Here is a 16747-nt window from a genome sequence, read left to right on the forward strand (position 1 = left end):
GTGCGCACTCTGTTCCCTCCACTCTGTGGCCTGCTGCAAAAGGGATGGTTGACTTTTAGGGGGGGTTGTGCTAGGGTTAGGCAAAGGAGTTTGTATGTTCTCACTGCCTGTGGATAAATTAACATTTTGGTTTAACTCAGAGTCTGGGCGGTTGTATGCGTTAGCCCAAGGTTCAGAATTCCCCGATAATGCGGTATTTGAATACGACTTTAAACGCGAATTTTGGGAGTCATTTAAGTCTTTAGGCGATTTTCTCACCAATACAGACTTTTCAGAAGTGGCGTTTTTATCTAAACTCAACGCAAAAGAAGTTAAGGCGTTAATATCTAAGTCTACGCCTTGAGCAAGTCGTCTGCCCTCTTCTAGCAATGCGTTTAATTCCTCCCTACTCAAGGTTGGGTTAATCTCTTGCTCTCTTAAAATGTGATAAATCTCATCTAGTCTTTTCTTTACCTCCCAACTCTGCGCCGTGTGTACTTGGATTTCACTCCCTATGCCATTGTAAGTAAATTGCACATGGATACCCTTATACCCACTCTCTCTATGACGCAACTCCACAATGGGGGTTAACCCCTTGCTCTCTAAGGTGTCCACAATGCGCACTAGCTGGCTATCTAGCCCCTCTTTTGTGGGCGTGATTAACGCCCCTCTTAAATAATCATTAATAGCCCCTATATCCCCCCTCTTGCGTTTAATCTTGCTCTCTATGCTTTCTACACTCTTTAAGACGCTATTGGCTTCTAAATGCGCACTAGGCTCTTTAAGCCCCTCCAACAATGTTTTAAACCCTGCTTCTTGCTCTTTAGCGGTGTTGTGGAGTTCTGTGGCTTGACTTTTTAGGTTAGGGGTGGTAAGTTCTGCAGTTGGTAGCCCACTCGGTGCTAAAGCACCTTGTCCATTGGCAAGCCTACCCGGCCGAATGAAAGAGTGGATAATGTCGGCATCTCTTATTTGTTTCTGCAAATAGCTTGTTTGCCTAACTGGTAGCCCCGTAATAAGAATTTGATCATGATCAGCCGTAACAAGTATATATTTTAAGGTTTTATCTCTTCCATCTTTAAAGGCCTTGATATACTCTTTTTTTGCAGGTGCTTTAAAGATAAGTTCAATATCTGGGTTCTTTAAAGTTGGTTCAACCAAATGCAAATATTCTAAACGCCTTTGCCCATCGGTACGGCTTGCTAAATGTTCTATAAACCTTTCTTTGTTCTTCACCCCCTTTAAACTCTTTAAAAACCCTTCTATGTCTATTTCTTTAGGGATAGGGGTCGCGTGCGCGCTTAAATCAAGGTTCTTAATAAAAGCCTCTTTCTCCTCTGGGCTTTGAATCACCGCGCTTGGTTTAATTTCTCCCCCACTCTTAGGTAAATCTTCCCCCTCTGCTTCCTGCTTAGGTATCCTGCTCGCGCTAGGTTCTGGGCTTGGCTTGGGTAAGGGTAATCCCCCTCCTCCTCCTCCATCATCTGGAGGTAAGCCCCCCTCAATCTCTCTAATGAGGGCTTTGGTGGCGTTGTCAAAATCGGTGCGCTGGACTAGCTGGTTGAGTTGGTTTTTAAAGGCCTCCACGCTGTGGCTCTTGTTTAAAGCGGCTTTGAGGTGGTGGCGCAAGGCTGCTGCGCCTATCTTCTGGTTAAAGCCCTTGAAAAAGGGAATATGGGGCATGGTGCGCACTAAGATGCAAAAGAATTTTGGCCGTCCTGGTATAGAGACTAGGGTTGTAGAGGTGAAGATCAGCCCAACGCGTTATAAACTACGCAACTAGATTACAAGTTGTGGGCTTTTAAGAAACCCCCCTCTTTGTAGTTAACACCTAGGGATATGCACATTCACTGCTAGGCCTCCCAAAGAGGTTTCGCGATATTTGGAGTCGATGGATTTGCCCACCTGCAACATGGTTAAAATCACTTCATCTAAGCCTACTTTAGCCTGATAACCATCCTCTAGAGCCAAGCGCGCAGCCGCCACCGCCTTGATCGCCCCCACGACATTTCTCTCAATACAGGGGATTTGTACCAACCCCCCCACCGGGTCGCAAGTGAGCCCTAGATGGTGTTCCATCGCAATTTCTGCCGCGCTTAAAACTTGGTGCACGCCTGCTCCCATCACAAAGGCAAACCCAGCAGCCGCCATAGAGGAAGCCGCGCCCACTTCGGCCTGACACCCCGCTTCTGCCCCGCTGATTGAGCCATTTTTCTTGTAGAGATAACCCACCGCGCAACAGGTCAGGAGAAAATTGACAATTTCTTCTTGGCTTAGGGGCTTGATGTGGTTCTGACAATAAAGCAACACAGCGGGCACGACCCCACATGCGCCATTGGTGGGCGCGGTTACGACCTTGTTGCCACAGGCATTTTCTTCGCTGATGGCGCGCGCGTACATGGTCATGTAATCCATCACGGCTAAGGGGTCTTGAGTGTCGGCATGTTTGGCCATGCGCTCTTGGATACTAGGGGCTAAACGCTCCATGCCAATGCACCCAGGGAGGCGTTTGTCCTTGGCATGTACCCCACTTTCATAACAAGCTAACATGGCTTCATAGACTTCTAGGCAATAGTCTTTAGCGTAGTTTGGGCCAAATAGCGCGCTCTCGTGTTGGGCTACGATATTAGCGATCTCACAATGGTGCTTGGTACATAGTGCTTCTAATTCTTTGGCACTATTGAAGTCAAAGGGAGTGTGTTTAGCATGGGTGGGGTTGGATTTTCTATGGCTCAACTCCTCTTGGGTGTAAATAAAACCCCCTCCTGTAGAATAGTAGGTTTCTTGGATCAACGCTTGCCCCTGTGCGTCAAAAGCACGTACCACCATGCCATTTTCATGCAAACTCAAAGCCTTGTTCTCAAAAAGAATATCATGGGTGAAGTCAAAGAGAATGTCATGGTGCTGGGCCAAATAAAGACGTTGCTCTTTGAGCACCCTTTGTACGATTTCTTGGCGTTGGGGCACACTCACTTTCCTGGCACTAATCCCACTCAAGCCCACTAGGCAGGCTAGATCGCTCAAGTGCCCCTTGCCCGTTAAAGCTAAAGATCCGTGCAAAGTAACTTGCACGCGCGCCACGCGTTCCAATAGCCCTTTGTCTTGCAAAAGCGCACAGAAGCGCACACATGCGTCCATAGGTCCGATCGTGTGTGAAGAACTAGGACCAATGCCGATTTTAAAAATAGAAGTCATAGATTGGGCATGAAGCCCTTGTTGGGTTTGGATATCCATACTGCTCCTTTAATTGGGATCACTTAACCATAAGACCAATGACCGCATTGAGTACAGTCAACACCCCTACGATCAGCAAGAAGCCGTCCACCCAAAGATTTCTAAAGGATTTCATGGATGGCAACATATACATCGCTACAATGGGCAAAATGAAGGTGATGGTTGCAAGTGCGGGGCCCCCCAAACTCTCAATAAAGCCCAAGATGCTTGGGTTATAGTAAGAAACTAAGATAATGCTAATCCATAAAAATAATGTTACGCTGACATCAATTTGTTTGTGGCGGCTGGGGCTGGGTTTCTCCTTAAAAAAGCTTTGCACCACCAGCCCCTTGAGCCCTTCTTTAGCCCCATAATAATGCCCAAAAAAAGAAGTGCTGATGGCTAAAAACGCCACAATGGGACCTGTGTAGCCCACAATGGGGTTATCTAGTGTGTTGGCAAAATAGCTTAAGATGGGGATATTCTGTTCTCTAGCCTTGATGAAGTCGGCAGGCTCTAGACATAAAATACAGGAAAAGACAAAGAACATCACAAAGAAAAGCAAAAAAGACGTGTTGAGTAACTCGATTTGGTTGGTTTTGAAGTGTTTGAGTTCTCCATAACGGCGTTCTATGGCTTGGGCGAAGGTGGAGATAATCGCGCTGTGGTTGAAAGAAAAAACGAGTACTGGAAGCGTGAACCAGAGTGCTGCAAAAAAACCCCCAAAGCTGGGGATCTCTTTGAGCATGGCGGTCTTCCAGTAGGGCATGAGGTAGAAAGAGAACAAGAGGAGAATCAAAGCCATCGGATAAACTAGAATATTGGCAATCCGAGTTACCACAGTGGTGCTAAAGATCATCACAAAAATCATGCCACTCACCAAATGCTCTGCTAGAAAAAAGCGGTTGTGTTCAAAGTAATGTAACCCGAGTTGGTGTGCAAAAAAGGATTCTGTGGTGTTGGTGATCCCCACTCCATAAGCTAGGCAGATTGGATAGAAGGTAAAGAAATACATAAAGGTGATGACAAACCCTGCATTCTTGCCCAAATAAGTGGCGGCATGGGTGATGTCGTGGTTGCCTATGGCGTTGACAAAGCGCGCCAAGGCGCGGTGGCTTAGCCACGTCATTGGAAAGCTCAAGAGCGCCATCACCACCACAGGCCAAAAGCCATGCGCGCCCGCCTTAATGGGGAGAAATAAAATTCCCGCCCCAATGGCAGTGCCAAACATAGACCACATCCAACGGATGTCAAACAAATTAAGCGACTTGCCCTTCTCTTCTGCCATCATAATCCTTTAAAATAGATAGTGGCATGCTAACAGATTTTGCCTAAGTCCCATGCAAAATCGCGTGTGATCCCCTTTTGTGTGTATACAGTGCTTATTATGGTAACTCGATTGTTTGCAAGGCTTGGTAGATATGGAGCATATCTAGGTGGGGTTCTATGTCGTGTACGCGCAAGAGAGTGGCCCCATGCTGCAAGGCTACTAGGTGCAAGGCCAGAGTGCCGGCTAATCTCTGCTCCACTTCTTTAGCACAAATATCTCCTATACATTTTTTACGGCTAGCCCCCACTAATAAGGGGTAACCCAAGTGCAAAAAATGCCTCAAGTGCTGGATCAAGGCTAGATTATGCGCGGTGGTTTTATTAAAACCAATCCCCACATCTAAGATAATGTTCTCAATGCCATACTCTTGTAAACGTGCCAATGACGCGCTAAAAAATGTGTCCATCTCTTTAAAGAGATGTGTGTAGGGGGCAAAGTGGTCCATATTCATGGGTACGCCCAAGGAATGCATCAAGATCACCCCCGCGCCATAGCGTTGTGCCAGCGTGCACATCTTTTCATCTCTGAAGCCATTGACATCATTGAGGAGCTGAAACCCACAACCAAGCGCAAAATCCGCGCTCTTGGCATGATAGGTGTCAATGCTAAATATAGCGTGTTGTGTGAGATTGGAGGTCTTGACTTCCATGCAAACATCTTTTAAACGCGCGATTTCTTCTTGGGGACTGATGGGTGGGCTAAAGGGGCGCGAACTAGCCGCTCCAATATCAATGTAGGGAATCTTGTGTTCCAAACACGTGTAAATTCGATCTAAAGCTTTCTGTGGATTGCAACGGCTGTGGGGATAAAAGCTATCTGGGGTGAGATTGATAATGGCCATCAAGGCAGGGGTTTGGACGCGATGGGTTTGCAGATGGGATTCTAGCATGCTGGCTAGACGTTTGAGCCCAAAAGCTTGGGTAGAGCACTTGGCACGCAGGCGTTCTAACTGATCTAGAGTGCCCACTAATAAGCAAGGGTAGTGTGTCTTCTTGGCCAAAATGCAATCTTTGGGTGTGGCCAATTCCGCACCCACGCGCAGAGCCTCCTGTTTCAAAGTCAAAGCCGCGCTTAGGGGCAAATCTGTAATTTTGAAGGCCAATAGCTGGGCTTTTTGCGCCATAATAGCCTGACCGGTGGGATGTGGGGTGATGCGCGCCAGCTCTAGGGCAAAACTTCCCGGGGCAATGCGTTCTAAAAACATAGCTCTTCCTTTTGGGGGTTTTTACACAAATGGCGCAAAGTTATCAAAGAAGATCACGTTGTTGCAGGGCGCGCAAGAAATCCATGATCACGTCTCTTTTGATCAGCCTGACTTTGTTTTTCTGGGCATCGAGCATGCCCATGAACACCCCACTAGCGTTGAAAAGGGGGCGGCCAAAGGGGTTTTCTTGCAAATTGGAAACACCATGCAGGCTTTGGACTTCAAAGGCGTTTTTAGGGCTCACTTGAGGGTAGTAGAGGGGGAGTGTGTGGAATGTCGCGTTGTGAGCCAAAAGGTTTTGGCCGTATTTCTTGTAAATACGCGCGTGGTAATAGCTCTCGGGTCTGATTTGGCAATAGTCATTGGTAAAGACATGGGTGCTCAAAAGGGAGAGTCCACGGTTGCGATCGATGGCCTTGACATGCAATCTAGCCACACAAATGAGCATGGGCGCGCTGTCATCTTGCATTTTAGCCATGATAGTCTGGGCATACATGCCTTGATCAAAGATCAAGTTGGATGCCGTCAAATAATTCCCATTTTGCAACAAAAGCCCATAACCCTGTTTGTAATGCCCATCGCTAAAATAGGCGGTTAAGAACGCGCTGCTATAGATCCAACGCACCCTGGGAGCACTATGAGATTTAGATTTCACAACGCGCTTTTTAGAGGGAAGCGGTTTTTTAGAGAGGGGTTTTTTCTTGGGCTTGGCTTTTTTAGTGTGGTGGATTAAAGAGGTATTAAGCACCTCAGCCCCCTGCAACGCCCCCATAGTCAGCCACAACCCTAAAAACCCCATCATCAACACCCGCATACACGCCCCATGCTAATAAATTTAAGTTGAAATCGGTAAAATGCTCGAATCTTTTACCCCCAAGAGGATTTGTATGGAGGCGTTGAAAACCTACACGATTGAGCCGCATGTGCTAGCTACTTACAACTATGCCACGATTCACACCAACAAGGGCGCGATTAAGATCCACTTGTTTGGTGCAGACGCGCCCCAAGCGGTGAGCAATTTCGCCACTCTAGCCCAAGAGGGTTTTTACAATGGCCTAAGTTTTCACCGCGTGATCGCCGGGTTTGTTGCCCAAGGGGGTTGCCCCCTGGGTACGGGCACGGGGGGACCGGGTTATCGCATCAAATGCGAAATACAAAACAACCCCCACAAACATAAGAGGGGCGCGCTCAGTATGGCGCATGCTGGGAGGGATACGGGCGGGAGTCAGTTCTTTTTGTGTTTTGCGCCCCAGCCCCATTTAGATGGCGAACACACGGTCTTTGGGCAAATTGAGGATGCTGCTAGCCTCAAGGTGTTAGATTCCCTCAAACAGGGCGATGTGATGGAGAGTGTCCAAATTTCGCAGGATTAGGGTTGTAAAAGGTGTTGATTTTAGCTAGAAAATTAGGGGAGGGGGTGGTCATTGGAGAGGATATTCACATCAAAATCGTCTCCATTGATAAGGGAAGTGTCAAATTAGGGTTTCAAGCACCTGCGCACACCTTGATCCTGCGCTCAGAGCTTAAAGAAGCCATCGCTACAGAGAATAAGCGCGCGTCTGAAAGCGTGAGCGATGAAGTGCTTGCAAATATGGGGAAGACTATCCAGCTGGGCAAATTGAAGTGAACCCTTTTGGTTTTGTAGTTTGCCCTAAGGTGAATATCTTTCTTAAGATCACCGGGTTTGAGGGGGGCTATCATCTGCTAAACTCTAGGCTGGTGTTGGTACAAAATAGTTTTAAGGATTGTATTGAGGTGCGGTGTGCGGACAGGTTTGCCCTCAAGGGTGATTTTGATTGCGCTCTGCAGGATAACACGCTCTATAAAGCCTTGCAAGCTCTAAAATCCCACTTGGAGCACAAGAAAACCCCCCCGGCTTTATTGCAACTCTTGGATCGTCTAAAGATTGAGGTAGAAAAACACATCCCCACGCAGGCGGGCTTTGGGGGGGGGAGCGCGGATGCGGGCGGGCTTTTGAGAGAACTCAACACACATTTAAACTTGGGCTTGAGTTTGCAAGAACTCTATGGCATTGGGGCGCGGGTGGGGAGTGATGTGAATTTCTTCATTTCTGGGCTGGAGTGCGCGCATGTCAGCCATTTTGGCGAAGTGGTAGAACCCTTTGCAGATACGCCCCTAGAATTGGAGTTGCTAAACCCCAACATCGCTTGCAAAACCCCAGAGGTTTATCGCGCCTTTGCCCAAACCCAGCCTACCCCCCTTGATTTCGCCACACTCCAGCGCACCCCTAGCATCGTTTTATTGCAAACACACTCTAGGGCTGTGCTCAACGATCTGTTAAAACCCGCGCTCAAGATTGCTCCCGATCTCAAAGAAGTGGAGGCGCGCTTAGGCACGCGGTGGTTTTTTAGCGGGAGTGGGGGTGGTTTTTTCGCGCTCAAGGAAGATAGCGCATGAAAGAGATCGCTAAGAACAAAAAAGCGTATTTTGATTATGAAATTTTGGAGAGTTTGGAAGCGGGCATTGTCTTGGTAGGCTCTGAGGTCAAGGCAATTCGCGCAGGGAGGGTGAATCTAAAGGATAACTTTGTTAGGATCGTGCGGGGTGAGGCCTTTGTATTTGGCATGCACATCGCGCATCTAGAAACGGCCAATGCCCATTACAAGCCCGATGAAATGCGCGCAAGGAAGTTGCTTTTGCATAAAAAACAACTGATGAAATGGTTTAGCCAAGTGGGGCAACAACGCTTGAGTATTGTGGCTTTGAAACTCTATTTCAACCATAGGAATAAAGCTAAACTTCAGGTGGCGTTGGTTAAAGGAAAAAAACTTTATGACAAAAGAGAGAGCATGAAAAAGAAAGCGTTGGAGATGGACGCAAAAATGGCGCTCAAAAACCATTCAAAGGGGTCTTAATGCAGGACATGATGATGAAACAAATGATAGATTATGGAATTTTAGGGTTTTTAGCGTTTTTATCAGTGATTGTGATCGCCATTGGAATCGAGCGGGTGTGGTTCTATGCCACCGTGCGCGTGGACGACTATAATGACAAGCGCAAGTTAGAGTTGGATTTGCACCGCCGCTTGACTCTAGTCGCCACCATTGGTTCTAACGCGCCCTATGTGGGCTTGTTAGGCACGGTGACCGGAATTATGCTCACTTTTATTGAGTTGGGGCATACAGGTTCTGTGGACACGAAGGCAATCATGGTGGGTTTAGCGCTCGCGCTCAAGGCTACGGGAATGGGCTTGATTGTGGCCATCCCCTCTGTGGTGATTTACAACATGTTAGTGCGCAAGAGTGAAATCATCGCCACCAAGTGGGATATCTACCACCATCCAGCCACAGAAAACACCGGTTATAACCGCCTAGATACGGATTTTTAGGATCGTTAATGAAAAAAATCGATTCGATGAATGTGGTCCCCTTCATTGACATCATGCTGGTGTTGCTGGTAATCGTACTCACCACAGCTTCGTTTGTTACCACCTCTAGACTCCCCATTAATATCCCCAAAGTGGACCAGAGTTCGGACAAATCCCAAGATGTGTTGCATAAAAAGCAGGTGAATATTGCCATCTCGCACAAGGGGGAATTTTATTTAGACAAGAAAAAAGTGAGTTTTGAAACGCTCAAGCAGGCTGTCAAAAAATACGCCAAGGACACCCCCATTATTTTGCAGGGCGATAAAAATAGCAATCTGGATAGCTTTGTAAAGGTGGTCGATCTCTTGCAAACCAACAAGCTCAATGAGCTCTATATTTTGGTAGAAGACAAGAACCAAAACCCCTAGTGCTTTAGATGCTTTTTAGCCAATATGGGCTAGAATGTCGCTTTTGAAATTTTTAAAGGACACAGATGAAACGCACTTATCAACCCCATAACACCCCCCGCAAGCGCACCCATGGTTTTTTAGTACGCATGAAGAGCAAGAACGGGCGCAAGGTGATCAACGCCAGAAGAGCAAAGGGTAGGAAACAACTCGCCGTTTAATGGTGCAATCCTTAAAAACCGCGCGCCAATTTAACTATGTCTATAAGAAAGGTGTTAAAAAGCACCATGGGGTCTTTATGCTTTACTGCCTCCCTCTAGAGCCCTCGCATGAAAAATTTTTGGGCATGCATGGGTTGTTACTAGGTTTGAGTGTGTCTAAAAAGGTGGGCAAGGCTGTGCAAAGAAACTTGATCAAGCGGCGCGTGCGCGCGATTTTCCAACGCCTCCCCCTGCCATGCCCGCAGGCCGTTATTTTTGTGGCCAAGATTGGAATCGAACAGCTTGATTACGCCACTTTGCGCGCGCATATTTTGCAGTGTTTGGCGCAGAAAAAACGCGCCCATGTCAAGGTTGCTAGGTGAGCGCGCTAAAAACCCTTTGTCTAGCGCTCTTAACCCTCTATAGAAGGCTTGCGCCCCTCAAACCTTGTTGTTGCCGTTTTTACCCCAGTTGCTCCACCTACGCGCTTTGGCTCTTGCTCCATGAGCGCTTGGACAAAGCCCTGTTTCAAATTGCGCGCCGTCTCTTAGCTTGTAACCCCTATTCTGCAGGGGGGATCAACTACCCCACTAGCTCTAAGCCCCTGCAAGTTAAATTCAGCGCGCCCATTGCATGCGCCTATTATTTGATCCCTCTAAGCCCCTCCTCTCCCACTCCTTATTATATTCTCAAGGCTTCTAGTGAAAGACAATAATCTCCGCTTGATCTTAGCTGTCGCGCTCTCTTTCTTGTTTCTTACCATCTATGGCTATTTTTTTCAAACTCCCTCAAAACCCCCCCAAACCCAAAACGCCCCCGCCCAAGAGAGCGCTCCTAGTGCTCCTAATGTGGTCTCTAACAGCACTCCCAAAGCCCCTTTGCAAAGCGCGCCCATTATCGCGCGTGTCCATTCATCTAGCATGGAGATAGAGATCGATCACCTCGGGCGCATCGCACAAATGTATCTCAAAGACAAGAAATTCACCACCCATAAAGATGAGGGGTTTTTAGACCATGTCAAACGATTGCTTGGACTCAACAAACAACCTCTAGAACCCTTGAGCAAGCTCCCTCTGCTGGGTGTAAACGCGCTCAAACCCCTAGAGCTCAGATTTGTAGACACCCATCTCAACCAAGAAGCCTTTCAGACACCTTATACAACCTCTATAAGCGATCTCAACCTCACCCAAGGGGGGGCGCAGAGTCTAACCCTCACCCAAGAACTCTCTAGTGTGGTGGTGAAAAAAATTCTCACTTTCCATGCCAATTTGAGCTATGATCTCAAACTAGAGATCACCCCCAAAACACAGAATGCCAATATTGCCTATATCCTCTCAAATGGGAGTCGCCCGGTAGCCGATGCGGACGGGTATGCTTTTCATGGCGTTTTATTGGGTACACAGGATCAAAAGCTTGAAAAAATAGAAGATGGAGATATTAAAGAAGCCAAATCTTTTAATAACATCGCCTTTATTGCCAGCGTGGATCGCTATTACACCTCCTTATTTTTCTCCCAAACCCCCCTAGAAGCCATTATAGACAGCCAAGCGGGCAGTAAAAACCCCCTCCCCTTTATCTCTCTTAAAGGTAATGTCAGCTTGCATGGCTATATCGGCCCTAAAGATCACCACCATTTAGCAAGCATTGCGCCCATGCTCACCGATGTGATCGAATATGGGTTGATCACCTTTTTTGCCCGCCCAGTGTTTTTGCTCTTAGATTTCCTACACAACTACACCCATAACTGGGGTTGGGCGATCATTCTTTTAACCCTCATTGTGCGCATTATCCTCTATCCTTTAAGTTACAAGGGCATGGTGAGCATGCAAAAACTCAAGGATCTAGCCCCTAAGATGAAGGAATTGCAAGAAAAATACAAGAGCGATCCACAGAAATTGCAAATGCACGTGATGCAGCTCTACAAAAAGCATGGGGCTAATCCCTTGGGCGGGTGCTTGCCATTGATCTTGCAAATCCCGGTCTTTTTTGCCATTTATCGGGTGCTTTACAACGCTGTAGAACTCAAAAGCGCGCCTTGGATGCTCTGGATTAGCGATCTCTCCTTGATGGACCCCTATTTCATCTTGCCCTTGCTCATGGGTATCTCCATGTATGCCCAACAAGCCCTCACCCCCAACACCATCACCGACCCCACCCAAGCTAAAATTTTTAAAATGTTGCCCGTGTTTTTTACAATCTTTCTGATCACTTTCCCAGCTGGCTTGGTGCTTTATTGGACGGTGAACAATGTGTTCTCCATCATCCAACAATGGCTCATTAACCAAGTGTTAGAACAAAAGAAGTTCAAAGAGATTCAAGAACACAAGCACAAGAGTTGAAATGAGGACTATTGTTGCCAATAGTTTAGAAGAAGCTCTTTTTAAAGCCGCCACAGAGTTGAATTGTCTGATCGCCGATCTGCAGTACGATGTGATTCAAGTGCCCTCTAAGGGTTTTCTGGGCTTTGGCAAAAAACAAGCGATCATAGAGGTTTGTCTCAAAGAAAAACCAAAGCCCATCCAACCTTCTCCACCATCTTTCCATGATAATAATCCCCATGCGAAAATTGCAGACATCCAGAGCGAAGTCCGCGCCCTGTTCGCGCACATCCCTTATCAAATCGATTCGATTCAAGTAGCGCTCTATGACTCCCAAACCCTGCTCATTGAAATCAATGGGGAGGATTGCGCCCTGCTCATTGGGGAGAAGGGGTATCGCTATAACGCTTTGTCTTACTTGCTTTTCAATTGGATTCACCCTAAGTACGGCTACAATATCCGCCTAGAAGTGGCAAGCTTTTTAAAAAAGCAAGAAGAGCTCATGGAAAACTACTTGCAAAGTGTCATCATGATGGTGCATGAAGTGGGCAAGGCCAAGACCAAGCCCCTAGATGGTTTGTTGCTCCACATCGCGCTGAAGCGTTTGCGCGAAACTTTCCCTAACAAATATGTCGCCTGCCAAAGTAAGGCGGACAACCAACGCTATATCGTGGTGAATGATTTCCACAAGCCCCAACCCTAGCACCATCGTGGCCATCGCCACCCCCCCCGGGCTAGGGGCGATCGCCATTGTCAAAATGAGCGGACCCAAGAGTCTAGAGATTTTACAAAGACTTTGTAAAAGGGCGCACTTCACCCCAAGATACGCGACTTTAGTGTCTATCTATGACGCACAAGAGGCGCTTTTAGACACATGTCTAGCTTTGTATTTCAAGGCCCCCCATAGCTACACGACAGAGGATGTGGTAGAAATCCAATGCCATGGGGGGGTGATGGTGGCGCGCTTGATTTTGCAAACCTGTTTAGACCATGGGGCGGTTTTGGCGCAAAATGGGGAGTTCACCAAGCGCGCGTTTTTAAACGGGCGCTTAGATAGCTCGCAAGTGGACGCGCTGGCCAAACTCTTAGTGGCTACCAACGCCAATGCGGCTAAGGTGATGGCTAGACAACTCAAGGGCGCGCTCAAAGAATTTGTACACGCCATCCGCCACGCCCTCTTAGAGTTGTTGGCCAGCAGCGAAGTCTTGATCGATTATGCTGAAGAAGATCTACCCCTAGATTTGCACCCCCGCATGCAGGCCCAATTACAACAAATCCTAACCAAACTCCAAAGCACTTTAGCCATTTCGCAAGCCAAAGTGCCGCATATAGAGGGGTATCGCTTGAGCATTGTGGGCAAGCCCAATGTGGGCAAGAGTTCGTTTTTAAACGCCCTGCTCTTAGAAGAGCGCGCGTTGGTGAGCCATATCGCGGGCACGACTAGAGACACCATTGAAGAAGTAATTAGTTTGTATGGAAGCGCGCTAAGGATTGTGGACACGGCTGGGATTCGCCCCTCTGAAGATGTGATAGAAAGTTTGGGCATTGCCAAAAGTCTTCAGAGCATGCAAGAGAGCGATGTGATTTTAGCCCTTTTTGATCTCTCCAGACCCCTAGATACTCAGGATCAACATCTCTTAACACTGCTCCAAACCCAGACCCACAAAACCCTATGCCTTGTCTTCAATAAAAACGATTGTCCCCCCCAGCTAGACACCCAAGCCATTATAGACACCCTCCCCCCCCTACCCCTCCCCCCCCCTATTTTTAAACACCAAAGAACCCTGCTTGCCCCTTTTGAAACGCGCGCTCAAGCCCCTATTTGAAGATCACAACCCCAACGATGGCCTTATTCTCACTTCTTTAGCCCAACAACAAGCCCTAGTGCACACCATCGCCCATTTGCAAGAAGCCACTCTCACCCTAGAAAAGCTAGAATTAGAACTCTTCTCCTACCACCTTAAAGACGCTCTAGAGAGCATCGCCACGCTCAGCAAACCCTACCACACTGAAGAAATGCTAGATAGGCTGTTTTCTCAATTCTGTTTGGGCAAGTGATTAGAAAATCCAGCCATAGTTAAAAAAGACATTAAAGTGGCTCGCGCCATCGTAGAGTACCACACTGCCCAAGAGATCCTTGGTGTCAATTTTGAATTTCAAAGGGTTTTGAATCAAGGGGATTGAAATCCCTAAGCTGTATTTAGAATGCTTGAAGCGATAATTAAAGCCCACCACTGCGTTGAGATTCCCCGCTGCTTTGTACACAGAATTGAGCACATAAGAATCCCAAAGGGCGCGCAAGCCTAAAAAGCTCCCAAAGGTACTCTGCAAGCTCTTTTGCGCGCGGCGTTTTTTCTTGCCAGTACGCACAACACGGCTTGTGTAAGTGGTTTTAAAATCTAGGAGCAAATCCGTGCCCACCCCTAAGCCCACCTGTGAGATGGTCTTGATATAGCCCAGCCTTTTGGAGAAATTATACTTGAGGATGCCATAGTAAGACAGGCCCACCACGTCGTTAAAGTACTGCTGGTAACCGCTCTTCACATCAAAGCCCACCATCGCATCGGTACTGCTCCCCTTAGAAGGCAGGGCGTTAGAGAGGGCTCTAATGAAGCTAGAATTGTAAATGGGATTGGGGACATGGGCGATTTGGTCGTAATTAATGGGGAGTTGGTTAGCCTCCCCCAATTGTTTCCAAACCTTGATCCCTAGCTCTACCAAACCCGTGCCATTTTTGCCATAGGTCATATTGCCCTCATGTCCATAGTTCTTGGTGTGTCCAAATTCGTGTAAAATCACTTCCATAGGCCATGTCGAACCGCTTTGATAATTAGTCCACGCAGAATTATTCAGGGTGATCAAATAGGGTTGTACCCCCAATATCCCAGGGCCTCCCAAGCCTTCTATACTTTTCTCCCCTGCCACAGGGCTCAAGATTCCTAGCCCTAAATTTGCGGCGCGCGGTAGGTTTCTAGCACCTTTTGGGGGGGGATGACAGGTTGCCCGCTAGAGGTGTTGTAAAAGGGAAAGGGGGCGTTGAGCACCGCATCCCCAAAGGCCTTTGAGCTGAGCAAGGCGGTGAGATTGAGCATCGCATCGGTGAGCTCTTCGGCCTGCTGTGGGGTGGGCGTGAGCCACTTAGGATCGGAGGCTGAGGCTTTGACAAAGTGCAGGTTGAGGTCCACGGTGATTTGGCTGAGCGCGTCTAAAACACGGGTGGTTGTGGGATCGGAGGTGTCGGTAGGCTTGATCACAAAGCTAGAATCCGCTGGAGCGTTGGCCAAGGCGGGCAAGAGATTCGGATTGACATAGGTTTGGGTGAATTTGGGCAAAGAGGGCACGCTAGCGACTTTAAGGGGCCCTTGTGGGGTGTTCATGTAGATGTCCACATTGCTCAGCGTGTAGGGCAAGAAATTTTCAATCTGCAGGCCCTTGCTGCCCAAAGTGATTTTCACCGGGGCAGTGGTGCTAAAACGGGTGATCGAGCTGGTAACATCGGCTGTGGTGAACAGGGGTTGGGCATTTTGCATCAACTCTTGAGGGCACAGAATGGAGAGGCCACAAGAGGGCTTTTGGCTGATGTCCTCTATGCTTTTTAACATGCCCGTCATCAAGCCACCCTCTACAAAGACTCCATCTTTAGGGTGCGCGACACATTCATGCCCACCCATGATCATTGAAAATATAATCCACTTGCGCATGCTAGATTCCTTTGCATGCTAGATTTTGCATGCTAGATTTTGCATGCTAGATTTTGCATGTAGATTCCCCCGGTCATTATAATCAAATTTGCTTAGGGCGCGCCTAGTTCTGGAAAACCATAGGGGTTAAGTTTGGGAGATGTTTGGGCAGGCGTGGGCAACACATGGCTTAGAAAAGACGCGCTCATGGCCATGGTTTCGTTGAGAAAATGCACTTGATGGGTGAGCTCAAGCAATAATTCTAATTGCAAGGCTTGGGCTTGTTGGTGGTATTGGCTGTAGGCGCGTGCCTGCGCGTTGGCATCTTTAGCTTGTTGGAGCTGGGTTTTTAGCGTGTCATGTATCTCCTGTAAACGCCTTTGTAACGCGCTAGGGGATAGGAATTGGTGCATGTGTTCTTGACGCTTGTCTAGAGTGGCTAGGGTACTTTGGGCGCGTTTGGCTTGGGTATTGTGTGATTCTAGACGTGTGTGGGTATGTTGTTGGGCTAGGGAGCGGTAGGTTTTAAAATCTCCTTGTAAAAGCGCGTCTTGCATCCCTTGGACTTGGTTTTGCTGGGCGCGTTGCGCGCGCGCTTGTAAGCTGTGTTCGCAGAGCAAAGTGGCTAATGCGCTCCCACTCAACATGGGGGAGTTCTCCTGCAAAGTATCTAGAAAAGCTTGGGCATCTTGGGCCTGTTGGCTGGAGTGTTGTACAATCACTCCGCGTTTAAAATCCAGCCACGGGCATTGCTTTTCTAAACGCGCGCGTTTGCGTTGTTCTAGCACACTGTAGCGTTGGGTTAGGGTGTTGAGGTCGGTTTGGCGTTTTTGTAATTGCGCCACTTGATTGGTCAAATTTTTCAGCATCAATTCTTGAGAGGGTAGATCGCGCGCGTGGGCGAACGCCTCTGCGCGTTCTAGGCTGCTTTGTATCTGCTGGAGCTTGGTTAATCTAGCTTGGGCATGCGCGATGAGTTGGCCATACAGCCTCAGGCTTTCTTGCAATTTGGCGATCATGGTACTCTCATTGGCATTAGAGGTCGCTAATTTGGCATTGGCATGGGTGTCTAGGGTGATCACAGCGGC

21 protein-coding genes are annotated in these 16747 nt (G+C 47.9%); 13 read left to right on the top strand and 8 right to left on the bottom strand.

Translation table 11 applies throughout. The features are described 5' to 3' along the window. The 5 genes from EAO38_RS05970 to EAO38_RS05990 form a co-directional block, all read right to left on the bottom strand. Nucleotides 1–1662, bottom strand: a 1662-nt coding sequence (locus EAO38_RS05970; protein WP_268877824.1) for a PBECR2 nuclease fold domain-containing protein, incomplete at its 3' end; no start/stop codon positions are given. Between the two features lie 141 nt (nucleotides 1663–1803). Further along, a complete protein-coding gene (locus EAO38_RS05975; protein ID WP_121022053.1) occupies nucleotides 1804–3213 on the bottom strand; it encodes an L-serine ammonia-lyase in 1410 nt (469 codons plus the stop codon). 19 nt (nucleotides 3214–3232) lie between these two features. After that, nucleotides 3233–4480, bottom strand: a complete 1248-nt coding sequence (locus EAO38_RS05980) for an aromatic amino acid transport family protein (RefSeq protein WP_121022055.1) — start codon at nucleotides 4478–4480, stop codon at nucleotides 3233–3235. A gap of 97 nt (nucleotides 4481–4577) precedes the next feature. Continuing rightward, nucleotides 4578–5726, bottom strand: a complete 1149-nt coding sequence (gene folP, locus EAO38_RS05985; protein ID WP_121022057.1) for a dihydropteroate synthase — start codon at nucleotides 5724–5726, stop codon at nucleotides 4578–4580. Between the two features lie 43 nt (nucleotides 5727–5769). Continuing rightward, nucleotides 5770–6540 (bottom strand): hypothetical protein, encoded by a 771-nt coding sequence (locus EAO38_RS05990; protein WP_121022059.1) that lies wholly within the window; start codon nucleotides 6538–6540, stop codon nucleotides 5770–5772. A gap of 73 nt (nucleotides 6541–6613) precedes the next feature. Between EAO38_RS05990 and EAO38_RS05995 the strand changes: the two genes are divergently transcribed. The 13 genes from EAO38_RS05995 (at nucleotide 6614) to EAO38_RS09215 (ending at nucleotide 14037) form a co-directional block, all read left to right on the top strand. Beyond that, complete coding sequence (locus EAO38_RS05995; protein WP_205588359.1) at nucleotides 6614–7099, top strand: peptidylprolyl isomerase; 486 nt, start codon at nucleotides 6614–6616, stop codon at nucleotides 7097–7099. Between the two features lie 11 nt (nucleotides 7100–7110). Next, nucleotides 7111–7353, top strand: a complete 243-nt coding sequence (locus EAO38_RS06000) for a carbon storage regulator (protein WP_121022063.1) — start codon at nucleotides 7111–7113, stop codon at nucleotides 7351–7353. Next, the gene (locus EAO38_RS06005; protein WP_121022065.1) at nucleotides 7350–8144 is read left to right on the top strand and encodes a 4-(cytidine 5'-diphospho)-2-C-methyl-D-erythritol kinase; all 795 of its coding nucleotides are present in this window, start codon (nucleotides 7350–7352) and stop codon (nucleotides 8142–8144) included. The genes EAO38_RS06000 and EAO38_RS06005 overlap by 4 nt, the downstream gene beginning before the upstream one ends. Continuing rightward, nucleotides 8141–8602 carry an SsrA-binding protein gene (gene smpB / locus EAO38_RS06010; protein WP_121022067.1) on the top strand — a complete coding sequence of 154 codons (462 nt, stop codon included), beginning with the start codon at nucleotides 8141–8143 and terminating at the stop codon, nucleotides 8600–8602. The genes EAO38_RS06005 and smpB overlap by 4 nt, the downstream gene beginning before the upstream one ends. Nucleotides 8603–8616: 14 nt before the next feature. After that, entirely contained in the window at nucleotides 8617–9075 is a 459-nt protein-coding gene (gene exbB, locus EAO38_RS06015) for a TonB-system energizer ExbB (protein ID WP_121022133.1), read from the top strand. An 8-nt stretch (nucleotides 9076–9083) separates the two neighbouring features. Then, nucleotides 9084–9482 carry an ExbD/TolR family protein gene (locus tag EAO38_RS06020; protein WP_121022069.1) on the top strand — a complete coding sequence of 133 codons (399 nt, stop codon included), beginning with the start codon at nucleotides 9084–9086 and terminating at the stop codon, nucleotides 9480–9482. 65 nt (nucleotides 9483–9547) lie between these two features. Continuing rightward, a complete protein-coding gene (gene rpmH / locus EAO38_RS06025) occupies nucleotides 9548–9682 on the top strand; it encodes a 50S ribosomal protein L34 (protein WP_121022071.1) in 135 nt (44 codons plus the stop codon). Beyond that, nucleotides 9682–10044, top strand: coding sequence for a ribonuclease P protein component (gene rnpA, locus EAO38_RS06030; protein WP_205588360.1), 363 nt, complete (start codon nucleotides 9682–9684; stop codon nucleotides 10042–10044). The genes rpmH and rnpA overlap by 1 nt, the downstream gene beginning before the upstream one ends. Continuing rightward, complete coding sequence (yidD, locus tag EAO38_RS06035; protein ID WP_121022073.1) at nucleotides 10041–10376, top strand: membrane protein insertion efficiency factor YidD; 336 nt, start codon at nucleotides 10041–10043, stop codon at nucleotides 10374–10376. Before rnpA ends, yidD begins: the two co-directional genes overlap by 4 nt. Continuing rightward, a complete protein-coding gene (yidC, locus tag EAO38_RS06040) occupies nucleotides 10363–12000 on the top strand; it encodes a membrane protein insertase YidC (protein ID WP_121022075.1) in 1638 nt (545 codons plus the stop codon). The genes yidD and yidC overlap by 14 nt, the downstream gene beginning before the upstream one ends. A 1-nt stretch (nucleotide 12001) precedes the next feature. Then, nucleotides 12002–12682 carry a Jag N-terminal domain-containing protein gene (locus EAO38_RS06045; RefSeq protein ID WP_121022077.1) on the top strand — a complete coding sequence of 227 codons (681 nt, stop codon included), beginning with the start codon at nucleotides 12002–12004 and terminating at the stop codon, nucleotides 12680–12682. Continuing rightward, on the top strand, nucleotides 12657–13805 hold the full coding sequence (gene mnmE / locus EAO38_RS06050; protein ID WP_235852540.1) for a tRNA uridine-5-carboxymethylaminomethyl(34) synthesis GTPase MnmE: 1149 nt from the start codon (nucleotides 12657–12659) through the stop codon (nucleotides 13803–13805). The genes EAO38_RS06045 and mnmE overlap by 26 nt, the downstream gene beginning before the upstream one ends. Continuing rightward, the gene (locus tag EAO38_RS09215) at nucleotides 13768–14037 is read left to right on the top strand and encodes a hypothetical protein (RefSeq protein WP_235852541.1); all 270 of its coding nucleotides are present in this window, start codon (nucleotides 13768–13770) and stop codon (nucleotides 14035–14037) included. Before mnmE ends, EAO38_RS09215 begins: the two co-directional genes overlap by 38 nt. Here the strand turns inward: EAO38_RS09215 and EAO38_RS06055 are convergent, their stop codons facing one another. From EAO38_RS06055 to EAO38_RS06065, 3 genes are all read right to left on the bottom strand, one after another. After that, nucleotides 14038–14913 carry a porin family protein gene (locus tag EAO38_RS06055; protein WP_121022079.1) on the bottom strand — a complete coding sequence of 292 codons (876 nt, stop codon included), beginning with the start codon at nucleotides 14911–14913 and terminating at the stop codon, nucleotides 14038–14040. A gap of 11 nt (nucleotides 14914–14924) precedes the next feature. Next, nucleotides 14925–15680: a hypothetical protein gene (locus EAO38_RS06060; protein WP_162982704.1), complete on the bottom strand. Its 756-nt coding sequence runs from the start codon at nucleotides 15678–15680 to the stop codon at nucleotides 14925–14927. A 92-nt stretch (nucleotides 15681–15772) separates the two neighbouring features. Continuing rightward, the gene (locus EAO38_RS06065) at nucleotides 15773–16741 is read right to left on the bottom strand and encodes a hypothetical protein (protein WP_121022083.1); all 969 of its coding nucleotides are present in this window, start codon (nucleotides 16739–16741) and stop codon (nucleotides 15773–15775) included. Between the last annotated feature and the right edge of the window lie 6 nt (nucleotides 16742–16747).

It is taken from the genome of Helicobacter vulpis, assembly GCF_003660395.1.
In the GTDB taxonomy this organism is placed as follows: Bacteria; Campylobacterota; Campylobacteria; order Campylobacterales; family Helicobacteraceae; genus Helicobacter; species Helicobacter vulpis.

Coding starts and splice junctions, on each gene's coding strand:
- EAO38_RS05975 (WP_121022053.1), bottom strand. CDS start 3,213: ATGGATATCCAAACCCAACAAGGGCTTCATGCCCAATCTATGACTTCT.
- EAO38_RS05980 (WP_121022055.1), bottom strand. CDS start 4,480: ATGGCAGAAGAGAAGGGCAAGTCGCTTAATTTGTTTGACATCCGTTGG.
- folP (WP_121022057.1), bottom strand. CDS start 5,726: ATGTTTTTAGAACGCATTGCCCCGGGAAGTTTTGCCCTAGAGCTGGCG.
- EAO38_RS05990 (WP_121022059.1), bottom strand. CDS start 6,540: ATGCGGGTGTTGATGATGGGGTTTTTAGGGTTGTGGCTGACTATGGGG.
- EAO38_RS05995 (WP_205588359.1), top strand. CDS start 6,614: ATGGAGGCGTTGAAAACCTACACGATTGAGCCGCATGTGCTAGCTACT.
- smpB (WP_121022067.1), top strand. CDS start 8,141: ATGAAAGAGATCGCTAAGAACAAAAAAGCGTATTTTGATTATGAAATT.
- exbB (WP_121022133.1), top strand. CDS start 8,617: ATGAAACAAATGATAGATTATGGAATTTTAGGGTTTTTAGCGTTTTTA.
- EAO38_RS06020 (WP_121022069.1), top strand. CDS start 9,084: ATGAAAAAAATCGATTCGATGAATGTGGTCCCCTTCATTGACATCATG.
- rpmH (WP_121022071.1), top strand. CDS start 9,548: ATGAAACGCACTTATCAACCCCATAACACCCCCCGCAAGCGCACCCAT.
- rnpA (WP_205588360.1), top strand. CDS start 9,682: ATGGTGCAATCCTTAAAAACCGCGCGCCAATTTAACTATGTCTATAAG.
- EAO38_RS06045 (WP_121022077.1), top strand. CDS start 12,002: ATGAGGACTATTGTTGCCAATAGTTTAGAAGAAGCTCTTTTTAAAGCC.
- mnmE (WP_235852540.1), top strand. CDS start 12,657: ATGATTTCCACAAGCCCCAACCCTAGCACCATCGTGGCCATCGCCACC.
- EAO38_RS06060 (WP_162982704.1), bottom strand. CDS start 15,680: ATGCGCAAGTGGATTATATTTTCAATGATCATGGGTGGGCATGAATGT.